This window comes from Rhodoferax sp. MLSD5-FHT05B10 (genome assembly GCF_058793415.1).
Map to the genome: position 1 here is coordinate 396,378 of NZ_JBXAFT010000003.1, position 13,428 is coordinate 409,805.

Consider the following 13,428-nt stretch of genomic DNA (forward strand, 5'->3'; position numbering starts at 1 on the left):
TCTTGCCTTTTGGGGAATGTCCTTCCCTGTCTTGCCTATTAGGGCCGCTGCGCCAGCGACCTCAACGGCCCTTGTTCTGTTCGCCTGTTTTTTTTGATGTCCTGAGGTTTTCGCATGCCCGCTCAAAAATCTGCCAAGCCCGTTCAGTCCCCGCCGAAGTCCGATAAGAAAGCCAAAGCCGTGCCCGCATCCAAGCCACCTGTTACCAAGACAAAAGCCCAGCAATTGAAAGAAGCCGCTGACGCGCTTCTCAATGCCGGCGCAACCGTCAAGAAAAAACCGGGCCGCCCACCGAAAGCGGCAGCAGCAGAATCCAGCGCGCCAGCCAAGACCGGAGCCAAGCGCGGGCGCAAACCCAAGGCAGCAGCAGAGTCGTCGGGCGACGACATGGACATGTCGGACATTGAGGCCGATCTGGTAGGCGAGCCCGCGGCAACCACCTCGGCAACAGGCGAGAAGGTCAAGCCCCTGCGCATGAAGATCAGCAAGGCCAAGGAACGCGCCTTGATGAAGGAATTCGGTCTGGACGAAACCGTCCTGTCCGAAGAAGACATCGCCAAGCGCCGCCAGCGCCTCAAGGCGCTGATTACCTTGGGCAAGACCCGTGGCTACCTGACGCACGGCGAAATCTCGGACCACCTGCCCGACAAGCTGGTCGATGCCGAAACGCTGGAAGTCGTGATCTCCATGTTGAACGACATGGGCGTGGCGGTATACGAACAGACCCCGGACGCGGAAACCCTGTTGCTCAACAACAATGTGTCCACCGCAGCCACGGCCGAAGAAGCCGAGGAAGAAGCCGAAGCCGCCCTGTCCACCGTGGACAGCGAGTTCGGCCGCACCACCGACCCTGTGCGCATGTACATGCGCGAGATGGGCACCGTAGAGCTGCTGACCCGCGAAGGCGAAATCGAGATCGCCAAGCGCATCGAAGGCGGCCTGATGGCCATGATGGAAGCCATCTCGGCCTCCCCCGCCACCATTGCCGAAATTCTGCGCCTGGGCGAGGAAATCCGCGAAGGCAAGGTCGTCATCACCACCATCGTGGACGGTTTCTCCAACCCGAACGAGGCTGACGACTATGTGGCCGAAGAAGACTTCGACGAGTTCGACGAAGCCGACGACGACGACGGCAAGGGCGGCTCCAAGGCCCTGACCAAGAAGCTGGAAGAACTCAAGAAGCAGGCGCTGGAACGTTTCGACCGCCTGCGTGAGCTGTTCGAAAAAGTACACAAGGTGTACGACAAGGAAGGCTACGGCACGCCCAACTACACCAAGGCCCAAAAGGCCCTGAGCGAAGAGCTGATGTCCATCCGCTTCACCGCCAAGGCCATTGAGAAGCTGTGCGACATGGTGCGCTCCCAGGTGGACGACGTGCGCAAGAAAGAGCGCGAGTTGCGCCGCATCATTGTGGACAAGTGCGGCTACCCCCAGGAGCAGTTCATCGCCGACTTCAGCGGTCGCGACAAGAACGGCAACAAGGTGGCATCGCAGTTGCTCAACCTCAAGTGGATCGAGAAGCAGGCTGCGGCCGGCAAGCCCTGGAGCGCGGTCATGGGCCGCAACATTCCGCCGGTGCAGGACCTGCAGCAGAAGCTGACCGACCTGCAGTCCCGCGTAGTGGTGCCGCTGGACCAGCTCAAGGACATCAACAAGCTGATGAACGCTGGCGAATACGCCTCGCGCGCCGCCAAGAAGGAAATGATTGAGGCCAACCTGCGCCTTGTGATTTCCATCGCCAAGAAATACACCAACCGCGGCTTGCAGTTCCTGGACCTGATCCAGGAAGGCAACATCGGCCTGATGAAGGCCGTGGACAAGTTCGAATACCGCCGCGGCTACAAGTTCTCGACCTACGCCACCTGGTGGATCCGCCAGGCCATCACCCGCTCCATTGCGGACCAGGCGCGCACCATCCGCATCCCGGTGCACATGATCGAGACCATCAACAAGATGAACCGCATCAGCCGCCAGCACCTGCAGGAGTTCGGTTTCGAGCCCGATGCCTCCGTGCTGGCCGAGCGCATGGAGATTCCGGAAGACAAGATCCGCAAGATCATGAAGATTGCCAAGGAGCCGATCTCCATGGAAACCCCTATTGGGGACGATGACGACAGCCACCTGGGCGATTTCATCGAGGACGGCGCCAACACCGCCCCCATGGAGGCCGCCATGCAAGCCGGCCTGCGCGACGTGGTGAAAGACATTCTGGACAGCCTCACGCCGCGCGAAGCCAAGGTGCTGCGCATGCGCTTCGGTATCGAGATGACTTCCGACCACACCCTGGAAGAAGTGGGCAAGCAGTTCGACGTGACGCGCGAGCGCATCCGCCAGATCGAGGCCAAGGCGCTGCGCAAGCTCAAGCATCCCAGCCGCTCGGACAAGCTGCGCAGCTTCACCGACAACCTGTAAGAGTATCGCCCCATGGCGGACGACCACACCTACACGCTGGCGGGGGTCATGGGCTGGCCGGTGGCGCACTCGCGCTCTCCGGTCATCCACAACCACTGGATCCGGCAGCTCGGGCTGCGCGGGGCCTATGTGCTGCTACCGGTGCAACCGGCGCAACTGGAAACCGCCTTGCGCAGCCTGCCGGTGCTGGGTTTTGCCGGGTGCAACCTGACCATTCCGCACAAGGTAGCGGCACTGCCGCTGGTGGACCGGGTTGAGCCGCTGGCCCAGCGCATCGGCGCCATCAACACCATCGTGGTGGAACCCGATGGATCATTGACCGGCCGCAACACCGACGGCTTTGGCTATATCCAGAGCCTCCTCGATGCCCGGCCCGACTGGCGCGCCGACGCCGGCCCCGTCACGGTCGTGGGTGCAGGCGGCGCGGCGCGGGCCGTGATCGTCAGCCTGATAGAAAGCGGCGCACGCGACATTCGCCTGACCAACCGCAGCTGGGCCAAGGCGCACGACATGGCGCAGGAATTCGGCTCGCCCGTACACGCCGTACCCTGGGAAGACCGGCATGAAGCCCTGGCCGACGTGGCGCTGCTGGTCAACACGACAAACCAGGGCATGCAGGGTGAAGCCGCTCTGGACCTGGCGCTGGACCGGCTCCCCGCCCACGCCCTGGTGTCCGACATCATCTATGTCCCCATGGAAACGCCTTTGCTGGCCGCCGCGCGCCAACGGGGCAATGCCACGGTCAATGGCTTGGGCATGCTGCTCAACCAGGCGCGCCCTGCGTTTGAGGCCTGGTTTGGCGTACTGCCCGACATCACACCTGCGCTGCTATCCGAAGTCCAGGCCACGTTCTAACCCGCCTGTTTTCAGTCCGCGTCAGCTATGAATCTTGTAGCAGGCAGAAAACTGCGATATAGTTTCAGTTGATTTAATATGTCGTGCAACGAATGCAGCCGCAGCGGCTGCGCAGCCGCCCGGCCAAAATACCGCATCGAGGAGAGGTAGTTAATGAGTTCGAAAGAATCGGTTGCCATTGGTCAGCTGCTGGAATTGCTGGAATCGCGCTACGCCATGCGCGTGCTGTGGGCCTTGCGCGACGGACACGCCCAAACCTTCCGCTTGCTGCAGGACAGCGTGGGCGGCATCACCCCCAATACGCTCAACACCCGCATCAAGGAGTTGCGCGAGGCCGGCCTGATGACCCATGGCAACGATGGCTACGCCGTCACGCTCGCCGGCGCCGACCTGCTGAAGCGACTCGGCGATTTGCAGGCTTTTGCCGGCAAGTGGGCCGCCGGACAGGCCAAGAAGTCGAAGTAAACCCGTGGCTACGGGGCGTGGCCCCGCCCGACACACGAAAGACAGGCTGGGCCTGTCTTTTTTTATCTGCAGCATAATTTCACACTTTGCGGGATAACCCCGACTCGCGGCGTACCGGCAACCCGTACCGCCACACCCCATTTTCATAGCGCAAAGGACTTTCCATGCAAACGACCACCACCGGCCTGCAATACGAAGACACCACCGAGGGCACCGGCGCCGTCGCCACCAAGGGTCAAGCCGTCACGGTTCACTACACGGGCTGGCTGTACAACAACGGCACCCAGGGCGCCAAGTTTGACTCCAGCAAGGACCGCAACGACCCGTTTGTCTTCCACTTGGGCGCCGGCATGGTCATTCGCGGCTGGGACGAAGGGGTTGCCGGCATGAAGGTTGGGGGCACCCGCACCCTGATCATTCCCGCCGAGCTGGGCTACGGCTCCCGCGGTGCCGGCGGTGTGATTCCCCCCAACGCAACCCTGAAATTCGACGTCGAACTGCTGGCCGTTGCGGGCTGATTCCGGCGGCCACGGCAGGGGCGTGCCGCAGAAATGCTGCGTGCCCTCTTGAATTGTGTTCCTGAATCCCCACAACTGGATTCGGAAGTAATCAACCTGATGTATTTGCATGTCTGAAAACCCATCCCATCCCCACTCCGGCGCAGCCAGCGCCCAATACCAGAGCACGGAAGACCTGGTCGGCGCGCAAGCGATGCAGGGAGCAGACGCTCTGGCCCAGGCCCAGGCCGACTTGGCTGCGCTGCAAGCCAAGAGCAGCGAGCTGGCCGACCAGTACCTGCGTGCCAAAGCCGAATCCGAAAATGCCCGGCGGCGTGCCGAGGAAGAGATTTCCAAAGCCCGGAAATTTGCCCTGGAAAGCTTCGCCGAGAGCCTGCTGCCGGTGGCTGACAGCCTGGAAGCCGGCCTGATCATCAAGGACGCCACCTCCGAACAGATCCGTGAAGGCGCCCAAGCCACCCTGCGCCAGCTCATTGCCGCGCTGGAACGCAACAAGGTACAGGCCATCAATCCGGCCACGGGAACCAAGTTTGACCCACATCAACACCAGGCCATCAGCGTAGCCCCCTCGGAGCAGGAGGCCAACACTGTGGTCAGCGTGCTGCAAAAGGGCTATACGATCGCCGATCGCGTGCTGCGCCCGGCGCTGGTCGTTGTGTCGGCCCCGAAATAAAGCGTTTCCGGCACCAATCCGGTTGGACCAGAAACCATCTGGCACCCAGGGGCTCTTGAAATCGGCAAAACAGGCTTCAAGTGACCCCCATCTGAATTTTCAAAAATAGCAGGAGTAAATCATGGGAAGAATCATCGGCATTGACCTCGGAACCACCAATTCGTGCGTGGCCATCATGGAGGGCAACACGCCCAAGGTCATTGAAAACGCGGAAGGTGCCCGCACCACGCCGTCCATCATTGCCTACCAGGAAGATGGCGAGGTGCTGGTCGGCGCGTCGGCCAAGCGCCAGGCCGTGACCAACCCGAAAAACACGCTGTACGCCGTCAAGCGCCTGATCGGACGCAAGTTCACCGAAAAGGAAGTGCAGAAGGACATCGACCTGATGCCCTACACCATTGCTGCCGCCGACAATGGCGACGCGTGGGTAGAAGTGCGCGGCAACAAGCTCGCCCCCCAGCAGGTCAGCGCTGACGTGCTGCGCAAGATGAAGAAGACCGCCGAAGACTACCTCGGCGAAGAAGTGACCGAGGCCGTGATCACGGTGCCCGCCTACTTCAACGATGCCCAGCGCCAGGCCACCAAGGACGCCGGCCGCATTGCCGGTCTGGACGTCAAGCGCATCATCAACGAACCCACCGCCGCGGCCCTGGCCTTTGGCCTGGACAAGAACGAAAAGGGCGACCGCAAGATTGCCGTCTATGACCTGGGTGGCGGCACGTTCGACGTGTCCATCATCGAAATCGCCGACGTCGATGGCGAGAAGCAGTTCGAAGTGCTGTCCACCAACGGTGACACCTTCCTGGGCGGCGAAGACTTCGACCAGCGCGTCATCGACTTCATCATTGCCGAGTTCAAGAAAGAACAGGGCGTGGACCTGAGCAAGGATGTGCTGGCCCTGCAACGCCTGAAGGAAGCCGCGGAAAAGGCCAAGATCGAACTCTCCAGCAGCGCGCAGACCGACATCAACCTGCCCTACGTGACCGCCGATGCCTCCGGTCCCAAGCACCTGAACATCAAGCTGACCCGCGCCAAGCTGGAAAGCCTGGTCGAAGAACTGATCGAGCGCACCATTGCCCCGATCCGCACGGCCCTGAAGGACGCTGGCGTTTCCGCCTCGGACATCCACGACGTGATCCTGGTCGGCGGCATGACCCGCATGCCCAAGGTGCAGGAAAAGGTCAAGGAACTGTTCGGCAAGGAACCCCGCAAGGACGTGAACCCCGATGAAGCCGTGGCCGTGGGCGCCGCCATTCAGGGTCAGGTGCTGGCCGGTGACCGCAAGGACGTGCTGCTGCTGGACGTGACGCCCCTGTCGCTCGGTATCGAGACCATGGGTGGCGTGATGACCAAGATGATCAGCAAGAACACCACAATTCCGACCAAGTTCGCACAGACCTTCTCGACCGCGGACGACAACCAGCCGGCCGTGACCATCAAGGTCTTCCAGGGCGAGCGTGAAATTGCCGCCGGCAACAAGATGCTGGGCGAATTCAACCTGGAAGGCATTCCGCCCGCACCGCGTGGCACGCCGCAGATTGAAGTGTCGTTTGACATCGACGCCAACGGCATCCTGCACGTGGGCGCGAAGGACAAGGGCACCGGCAAGGAAAACAAGATCACCATCAAGGCCAACTCCGGTTTGTCCGAAGCGGAGATCCAGCAAATGGTGAAAGACGCCGAACTCAACGCTGCAGACGACAAGAAGAAACTCGAGCTCGTGCAGTCCAAGAACCAGGCCGACTCCAGCGTGCACAGCGTGAAGAAGAGCCTGGCCGAGTACGGCGACAAGCTCGATGCCGGCGAGAAGGAAAAGATCGAGGCCGCCATCAAGGACCTGGAAGACGCCATCAAGGGCGACGACAAGGCCGCGATTGACGAAAAGAACACCGCGCTGATGACCGTGAGCCAGAAGCTGGGCGAGAAGATGTACGCCGACCAGCAGGCCCAGCAGGCTGCTCAGGCCGGAGATGCATCGGGTGCCGAGCAGGCCCACGCCGGTGCGTCGGCTTCCCAGGCACAGGACGACAACGTGGTGGACGCAGAAGTCAAGGAAGTCAAAAAAGGTTAAGCGCGCCCACCGCGCGCTGCATTGACCCGCCGCGACCGAAGTGTTCCGCACGGAACGTCGGCGCGGCGTTTTGCATCACATTTGCACCCTCAATCGAAGACCCCTAGCGTCTGGCAACAATGGCTAAAAGAGATTTTTACGAAGTGCTGGGTGTTCCCAAGAACGCCTCTGACGAAGACATCAAGAAGTCGTATCGCAAACTCGCGATGAAGCACCACCCGGACCGCAACCAGGGTGAAGCCGGCAAAGCGGCCGAGGAAAAATTCAAGGAAGCCAAGGAAGCCTACGAAATGCTGTCGGACCCGCAGAAGCGCGCGGCCTACGACCAGCATGGGCACGCCGGCGTGGACCCCAACATGCGGGGGGGCGCAGAAGGCTACGGCGGCTTTGCCGAGGCCTTTGGCGATATTTTTGGCGACATGTTCGGCCAGCAACGCGGCCGCGCAGGCGGTGGCCGCCAGGTGTTCCGCGGCAACGACCTGAGCTATGCCATGGAAGTCACCCTGGAAGAAGCGGCCCGCGGCAAGGATGCGCAGATCCGCATTCCGAGCTGGGACGCCTGCGAAACCTGCAAAGGCAGCGGCGCCAAGCCCGGCACCCAGGTCAAGACCTGTGGCACCTGCAGCGGCTCCGGTTCCGTGCAGATGCGCCAGGGATTCTTCAGCGTGCAGCAAACCTGTCCCACCTGCCGCGGCGCCGGCAAGGTCATTCCCGAGCCCTGCATGGCCTGCCATGGTCAGGGCAAGGTCAAGAAACAGAAGACGCTGGAAGTCAAGATTCCCGCCGGCATCGATGGTGGCATGCGCATCCGCAGCACCGGCAATGGCGAGCCCGGAACCAATGGCGGCCCGGCCGGCGACCTGTACATCGAGATCCGCCTCAAGAAGCACGACATCTTTGAGCGGGACGGCGATGACCTGCATTGCTCGGTGCCCATCAGCATGGTCACGGCGGCCCTGGGCGGCGAAATCGATGTGCCAACCCTGGACGGCAAGGCAGCGATTGACATCCCGGAAGGTACCCAGACCGGCAAGCAGTTCCGGCTGCGCGGCAAGGGCATCAAGGGGGTGCGTGCCAGCTACCCGGGCGACCTGTACTGCCACATCTCCGTTGAAACACCAGTCAAGCTGACCGAGCACCAGCGCAAACTGCTGCGCGAACTTGACGAATCCCTGCGCAAGGGTGGCAGCAAGCACTCCCCCTCGGGCGACAGCTGGACCGACCGGCTGAAGAGTTTTTTCAGCTGATATCCGGCAATTTTTCCACCAAACCCTGGCAGAACCATGCCGCTGCGGTCTATAAAGGACCCAGCGGTATTTTTTTTGTCCACCCGGACAATGGCCGCTGTGAGCAAAGCAACGTCACATGAGCGTCAACATCACCTTTTTGGGTGGAGCCGACACCGTCACCGGCTCCAAATACCTGGTTCGCCATGCGGACCGCAGTCTGCTGGTGGACTGCGGACTGTTCCAAGGTTACAAGCAACTGCGCCTGCGCAACTGGAACCCGCTGCCCATCGCCCCCGACCAGGTGGACGCCGTGATCCTCACCCATGCCCACCTGGACCACAGCGGCTACCTGCCCCTGCTGGTCAAGGAGGGCTTCACGGGCCACGCCTACGCGTCCCCCGGCACCCAGGCACTGTGCAAGATCCTGCTGCCCGACAGCGGCCACCTCCAGGAGGAGGACGCCGCCTTTGCCAACCGCCATGGTTTTTCACAGCACGTCCCTGCCCTGCCCCTGTACACCCGACAGGACGCACTGGACTGCCTGCCGCTGATCAAGGCCGTTCCCGTCCGGACCGCCTTCCAACCCATTCCGGACTGGCGTGTGACACTAAGTTCCGCAGGCCACATTCTGGGAGCCTCCAGCGTTCTGCTGGAAGTGGCGGGCCGGCGCATCCTGTTCTCCGGCGATCTCGGACGGCCCGACGACTCCCTCATGTACCCCCCGGACCCGGCGCCCATGGCCGACACCCTGCTGGTCGAGTCCACCTACGGGAACCGGCGCCATCCGGCCGAGAATCTGCAGGCCGAGCTGGCGCCGGCGCTGCAGCGTCTGGCCAAGCGCGGTGGCGTGGCGGTGGTGCCCGTGTTTGCCGTTGGCCGGGCGCAGGCACTGCTGCATGCCATTGCGCAGCTCAAGGCGCAGGGAAAAATTCCCCGTTCCCTGCCGATTTTCCTGGACAGCCCCATGGCCATCCACACCACACACCTGCTGGAGCAACACATGGGCGAGCACCGGCTCAACGCCCATGAGGTGCAGGCATTGGTGCACTGCGCCACCATGATCAACAGCACCGACGAGTCCAAGGCATTGGCCTCGCGCCATGGCCCCATGGTCATCCTGTCGGCCAGCGGCATGGCCACTGGCGGGCGGGTGTTGCACCATCTGGAGCACCATGCGGGCAACCACCGCAACATGGTCATCCTCACCGGTTTCCAGGCCCCCGGGACGCGGGGCGCCACGCTGGCCAGCGGCGCCAAGTCTGTGCGCATCCATGGTCGCGACGTGGAAGTCAATGCCGAAATCGTGCAACTGGAATCTGCCTCGGCCCACGCCGATGGCGAACAGCTGATGCAATGGCTGCGCACCATGAAACGGGCGCCTGACCAAGTCTACGTCATCCACGGTGACATGGAGGCCTCGGACGCGCTGCGCGGACGCATCCAGCACGAACTGGGCTGGCGCGCGCTGGTGCCGGAGCACGGCGCCACCTGGCCGTGCTGAACACCCGGCCGCCGGGGCCGCTTACCAGCGCTCCATGTACGGCCGCAGGTCCAGCTCAAAGGTCCAGGCGTCACGCGGCTGGCTGTGCAGGTGCCAGTAGTTCTCCGCAATGTGCTCGGGGTTGAGAATGCCGTCCTGGTCCTTCAGGGCGTAGCGCTCGGGGAAGGTGGTGCGGATGAAATCGGTGTCGATGGCACCGTCCACCACTACGTGGGCCACGTGGATGTTCTGCGGGCCGAGTTCGCGCGCCATGCTCTGCGCCAAGGCACGCAAGGCGTGCTTGGCACCGGCAAAGGCGGCAAAGTGGGCCGAACCGCGCAGGCCGGCCGTGGCGCCGGTGAACAGGATGGTGCCGCGCCCGCGCGTGACCATGCGCCGGGCGGCCTGCTGCGCGTTAAGAAAACCGCTGAAGCAGGCCATCTCCCAAATCTTGAAGTACTTACGCGCCGTCTCCTCCAGGATGCTGCAGGGCACGTTGGCGCCGATGTTGAACACCATCACCTCAATGGGGCCGTGCTCGGCCTCGATCTGCGTGAACAGCGCTGCCACGTCCTCTTCCTTGCGCGCATCGCTGGCATAACCAAAGGCCTGGCCGCCTTCGGCGCGGATGCTGTCCACCAGGGGCTGCAGCTTGTCCGCGGTACGGCGCGTGACGCAGGCAATGAAGCCCTCGCGGGCAAAGCGCCTGGCAATGGCGCCGCCGGTGGAGTCGCCCGCGCCGATGATCAGCGCGACTTTGGGTTGGGGTGTGGGTGTGGTCATGGATGGCTCCTGGGGTGAAGGGGACAGTCGGAAGATGGCCTACACGGCAGCCTTGCTGCGGACGTTCTGGGTGGCGTTGCTGGTGGGCATGGCCTTGTCAAGAAAGCGGCGGCTGGCCGCCAGAATCTCCTTGCGGGTGCGCTCGCTCTCCACCGCGCGCGCCAGCACCAGAGCACCCACGCACTGGGCGATCAGGGCCCAGCCGGCGTCGGGGTCACCGGTGCGCTGACTCCAGCTCTTCTGCGTGCGCTTGAGCGCGGCCTCCACCGTGCTGCGCACTTCGGGGCCGGCCTGGGCAATTTCCGCACCCAGCGTGGGCAGCACGCAACCCACCTCGGGGTTCATGGCGTGGAAGCTGCTCAGGTAGTCGCGCACGCACTTGGCGACATGGTTGTCGGGCGAATCGTGGTCACCCGCCAACATGGCGCTGCTGTTGTCCATTTCCTGTGCAATCAGAGCCTCGAACAGCGCCTGCTTGGACGGGAAGTGGCTGTAGAAGGCGCCCCCGGTCAGGCCAATGGAGGCCATCAGGGCATCCACCCCCGTGGCTTTGAAGCCGCCCTTCTTGGCAATGGCGCGGCTGCGCTCCAGCAGCTTCTGGCGGGTCTCTTCCTTGTGAGTCTTGGTGTAGCGCATAGGGGCCCCTGGGTATTTCCGGTTGACATGCAATGGTTCATAGCATAACGTACGTTTAACAAACGATCGTTTAACCATGGAGTTAATAATGTCAAAAACCGCAGAATTCTTCTTTGATGTGGGCAGCCCCGCCAGCTACCTGGCCTGGACCCAGCTACCCGCGCTGTGCGCCCAGGCCGGGGCCACGCTGGTCTACCGGCCCATGCTGCTGGGCGGCGTGTTCCAGGCCACGGGCAATGCATCGCCCGCCACCGTGCCGGCCAAAGGCCTCTACATGAATGCAGACCTGGGCCGCTTTGCCAAACGCTACGGTGTGCCGTTCCAGATCAACCCCTACTTTCCCATCAACACCCTCCAGCTCATGCGCGCCGCCATCGGCGTGCAGCTGCGTCAGCCAAACCGGCTGGACGCCCTGCTCACGGCGTTGTTCAACGCGCTGTGGGTAAACGGCGTGAATCTGAACGACCCGATGGCCGTGGCCCAGACCCTGGCCCTGGCCGCCTTCGACCCTGCCGAGATCCAGGCGCTGGCCAGCGACCCAGAAGTGAAAGCCGCCCTGAAAGCCAGCACCGAGGAGGCGGTGCGACGCGGCGTGTTTGGAGCGCCCACGGTCTTTGTGGGCGACACCATGTTTTTTGGCCAAGATCGGCTGGATTTTGTGAAAGAGGCGCTGGCGTGAATCGCCTGCAATCCATGCAATACCAAGCGACACCACGGTGACGCACGCCTCGAGGTGCACATGACCTGCCCCATTGATCGCATGGGCTCAATGCGGTCCAACGTCGATTGAAATCGGTAGGCCAGCAAAGCTGCAAAAGAGGGTTTTCGGCTTGACGAAGCGTACTCACACAATCTGCCCTATGCAGACTCTCACTGGTCAGGCGAGCCGACAATCAAAGTGGGAGTTGACTGGCTGCCCAAAGAAGCTGAAGTTCGTGCATGTCGCGCAATGGCCTCGTACCAAACTCATCCGGGGTAAACATAGCAAGGTGAACCGGGCAGCCAGCGTGGACTGCAATCGGTTCGAGAGCGGCTATGAGTAGGTAGTACGTTCGCAGGAGTTCGGCGTTGGCGTGAGATGTGACTGCGAGCACATCGATATCGCGAAAGGGCTCTCCTCGGAAGAATGAACCGAAGCCGAAAACGGCGTCAAGTTGCCTATCGACTGAAGTGATAGAGCGGATCACCGCTCTTATCTCGCTTGCAATATGTCCAGTGCTCATTTGCCCACAGCCCTCCAGACATTTCGTTCGTGACATAGAGACCGATGTGCTCGGCGAGACAGAACTCCTTCGCTTGGCGCGTATAGCCGCACCAGCCACCTCCAACATAAATGATCCCCGGCTTCCCAAATTCGTGTATTACGCGGTGAACGGCTGTCAGCCCCATGGTGTATTCGTTGAGACAGACAACCGTTAGATGATCCGCAGGCAGTTTGCGGGCGACCTCGAGTACGATGTCGTCGCGTCTAGCCACGGACCCAACGTTACCGTGAGTGGAGAGCAATCGGTGGAGCCATGATATCTGAGCAAAGCTCACGTTCCAGTTGTTGCTGCCGTTCGTTGTCATGGCTGCATCAGCTCCTCGAAGCGCGTGGGGAATCGAGGGTAAGTATCCAGTCGCTCATACTGGTGGCGCTCCCAAGCGGTGGCATGGCTCTTAAAGTCAAAGAACGCCAAGGTTTCCTCGAGACTTAGAAGGCAGATATTAGCCTCGACTGCGTTGATGATTTTCGTGTTGTTCGGGACCATTGTGTCTAGCTTACGCAAGGTCCAGGCGTCGTGCAAATTGGAGCCAGGATCAGAAATTGCTGCTGCAGAGCTCGGTCCGATACTGCGCCAAAGAGCATTGTTCTCCGCGAGGGAACGCGCAACGAACGACTTTAATTCTCCAGATGAACTGAAAATCTGATTTGCGCCGGACCGACGGATCACAAGTTCGTGATCAGTCTTCCAACGGTGAAGAAGCTCGGGTGGATAAATCCCATCAGGGGCTTTATCAATAGTGCGATGGCACGTAGGACACAAAAGTACAAGGTTTTCGTACTCGTCACTTCCGCCGACGCTCTCGCCGCGAGGACCTTCGGGGCTCCTTGCTATCACGTGAGCCATCTCTCCGACATTGAAGCTGCGGTTCCCCTCAACAAGCACTGTGAGGTCTTCGCGGCAACCCGGGTTCGAGCAAATACCGGCGGCACGGCCCCAGAGCAGCTTCGCAGTGTTATCGGAAATAGCCATGGTGCCTATTGTGAGACCTAACTTGATATCGACTCAAACCTGTCTCCATAACAAGGCCGTAGCTCATCA

12 protein-coding genes are annotated in these 13,428 nt (G+C 61.7%); 9 read left to right on the forward strand and 3 right to left on the reverse strand.

What is annotated here, in order from left to right; translation table 11 throughout:
* The first annotated feature begins 114 nt into the window (after positions 1-114).
* The 8 genes from rpoD (at position 115) to AC1Q5W_RS07110 (ending at position 9,724) form a co-directional block, all read left to right on the forward strand.
* Positions 115-2,412 (forward strand): RNA polymerase sigma factor RpoD, encoded by a 2,298-nt coding sequence (gene rpoD, locus AC1Q5W_RS07075; protein ID WP_492643428.1) that lies wholly within the window; start codon positions 115-117, stop codon positions 2,410-2,412.
* A 12-nt stretch (positions 2,413-2,424) separates the two neighbouring features.
* Positions 2,425-3,267 carry a shikimate dehydrogenase gene (locus AC1Q5W_RS07080; protein ID WP_492643429.1) on the forward strand — a complete coding sequence of 281 codons (843 nt, stop codon included), beginning with the start codon at positions 2,425-2,427 and terminating at the stop codon, positions 3,265-3,267.
* A gap of 153 nt (positions 3,268-3,420) precedes the next feature.
* Positions 3,421-3,732, forward strand: a complete 312-nt coding sequence (locus AC1Q5W_RS07085) for a winged helix-turn-helix transcriptional regulator (RefSeq protein WP_492643430.1) — start codon at positions 3,421-3,423, stop codon at positions 3,730-3,732.
* A 164-nt stretch (positions 3,733-3,896) separates the two neighbouring features.
* Positions 3,897-4,250, forward strand: a complete 354-nt coding sequence (locus AC1Q5W_RS07090) for an FKBP-type peptidyl-prolyl cis-trans isomerase (RefSeq protein WP_492643431.1) — start codon at positions 3,897-3,899, stop codon at positions 4,248-4,250.
* Positions 4,251-4,359: 109 nt separating this feature from the next.
* Positions 4,360-4,923 carry a nucleotide exchange factor GrpE gene (gene grpE, locus AC1Q5W_RS07095; protein ID WP_492643432.1) on the forward strand — a complete coding sequence of 188 codons (564 nt, stop codon included), beginning with the start codon at positions 4,360-4,362 and terminating at the stop codon, positions 4,921-4,923.
* A gap of 121 nt (positions 4,924-5,044) precedes the next feature.
* Positions 5,045-6,994, forward strand: coding sequence for a molecular chaperone DnaK (gene dnaK, locus AC1Q5W_RS07100; RefSeq protein WP_492643433.1), 1,950 nt, complete (start codon positions 5,045-5,047; stop codon positions 6,992-6,994).
* Positions 6,995-7,113: 119 nt separating this feature from the next.
* Positions 7,114-8,241, forward strand: coding sequence for a molecular chaperone DnaJ (dnaJ, locus tag AC1Q5W_RS07105; RefSeq protein WP_492643434.1), 1,128 nt, complete (start codon positions 7,114-7,116; stop codon positions 8,239-8,241).
* A gap of 118 nt (positions 8,242-8,359) precedes the next feature.
* Positions 8,360-9,724: an MBL fold metallo-hydrolase RNA specificity domain-containing protein gene (locus tag AC1Q5W_RS07110; protein ID WP_492643435.1), complete on the forward strand. Its 1,365-nt coding sequence runs from the start codon at positions 8,360-8,362 to the stop codon at positions 9,722-9,724.
* Positions 9,725-9,745: 21 nt separating this feature from the next.
* Here the strand turns inward: AC1Q5W_RS07110 and AC1Q5W_RS07115 are convergent, their stop codons facing one another.
* Both AC1Q5W_RS07115 and AC1Q5W_RS07120 read right to left on the reverse strand, forming a co-directional pair.
* Positions 9,746-10,486 (reverse strand): SDR family oxidoreductase, encoded by a 741-nt coding sequence (locus tag AC1Q5W_RS07115; RefSeq protein ID WP_492643436.1) that lies wholly within the window; start codon positions 10,484-10,486, stop codon positions 9,746-9,748.
* Positions 10,487-10,525: 39 nt separating this feature from the next.
* Positions 10,526-11,122 carry a TetR/AcrR family transcriptional regulator gene (locus tag AC1Q5W_RS07120; protein WP_492643437.1) on the reverse strand — a complete coding sequence of 199 codons (597 nt, stop codon included), beginning with the start codon at positions 11,120-11,122 and terminating at the stop codon, positions 10,526-10,528.
* Between the two features lie 88 nt (positions 11,123-11,210).
* Here AC1Q5W_RS07120 and AC1Q5W_RS07125 point away from each other — a divergent pair, with 88 nt between their 5' ends.
* A complete protein-coding gene (locus AC1Q5W_RS07125) occupies positions 11,211-11,801 on the forward strand; it encodes a 2-hydroxychromene-2-carboxylate isomerase (protein WP_492643438.1) in 591 nt (196 codons plus the stop codon).
* A gap of 886 nt (positions 11,802-12,687) precedes the next feature.
* Here the strand turns inward: AC1Q5W_RS07125 and AC1Q5W_RS07130 are convergent.
* On the reverse strand, positions 12,688-13,359 hold the full coding sequence (locus AC1Q5W_RS07130) for an HNH endonuclease signature motif containing protein (RefSeq protein WP_492643439.1): 672 nt from the start codon (positions 13,357-13,359) through the stop codon (positions 12,688-12,690).
* Between the last annotated feature and the right edge of the window lie 69 nt (positions 13,360-13,428).

Bases quoted from the DNA above. Each gene is read 5' to 3' on its own strand.
- AC1Q5W_RS07110 (WP_492643435.1), top strand. From the start codon at position 8,360: ATGAGCGTCAACATCACCTTTTTGGGTGGAGCCGACACCGTCACCGGC.
- rpoD (WP_492643428.1), top strand. From the start codon at position 115: ATGCCCGCTCAAAAATCTGCCAAGCCCGTTCAGTCCCCGCCGAAGTCC.
- AC1Q5W_RS07130 (WP_492643439.1), bottom strand. From the start codon at position 13,359: ATGGCTATTTCCGATAACACTGCGAAGCTGCTCTGGGGCCGTGCCGCC.
- dnaK (WP_492643433.1), top strand. From the start codon at position 5,045: ATGGGAAGAATCATCGGCATTGACCTCGGAACCACCAATTCGTGCGTG.
- AC1Q5W_RS07085 (WP_492643430.1), top strand. From the start codon at position 3,421: ATGAGTTCGAAAGAATCGGTTGCCATTGGTCAGCTGCTGGAATTGCTG.
- AC1Q5W_RS07125 (WP_492643438.1), top strand. From the start codon at position 11,211: ATGTCAAAAACCGCAGAATTCTTCTTTGATGTGGGCAGCCCCGCCAGC.
- AC1Q5W_RS07080 (WP_492643429.1), top strand. From the start codon at position 2,425: ATGGCGGACGACCACACCTACACGCTGGCGGGGGTCATGGGCTGGCCG.
- dnaJ (WP_492643434.1), top strand. From the start codon at position 7,114: ATGGCTAAAAGAGATTTTTACGAAGTGCTGGGTGTTCCCAAGAACGCC.
- AC1Q5W_RS07115 (WP_492643436.1), bottom strand. From the start codon at position 10,486: ATGACCACACCCACACCCCAACCCAAAGTCGCGCTGATCATCGGCGCG.
- AC1Q5W_RS07120 (WP_492643437.1), bottom strand. From the start codon at position 11,122: ATGCGCTACACCAAGACTCACAAGGAAGAGACCCGCCAGAAGCTGCTG.
- grpE (WP_492643432.1), top strand. From the start codon at position 4,360: ATGTCTGAAAACCCATCCCATCCCCACTCCGGCGCAGCCAGCGCCCAA.
- AC1Q5W_RS07090 (WP_492643431.1), top strand. From the start codon at position 3,897: ATGCAAACGACCACCACCGGCCTGCAATACGAAGACACCACCGAGGGC.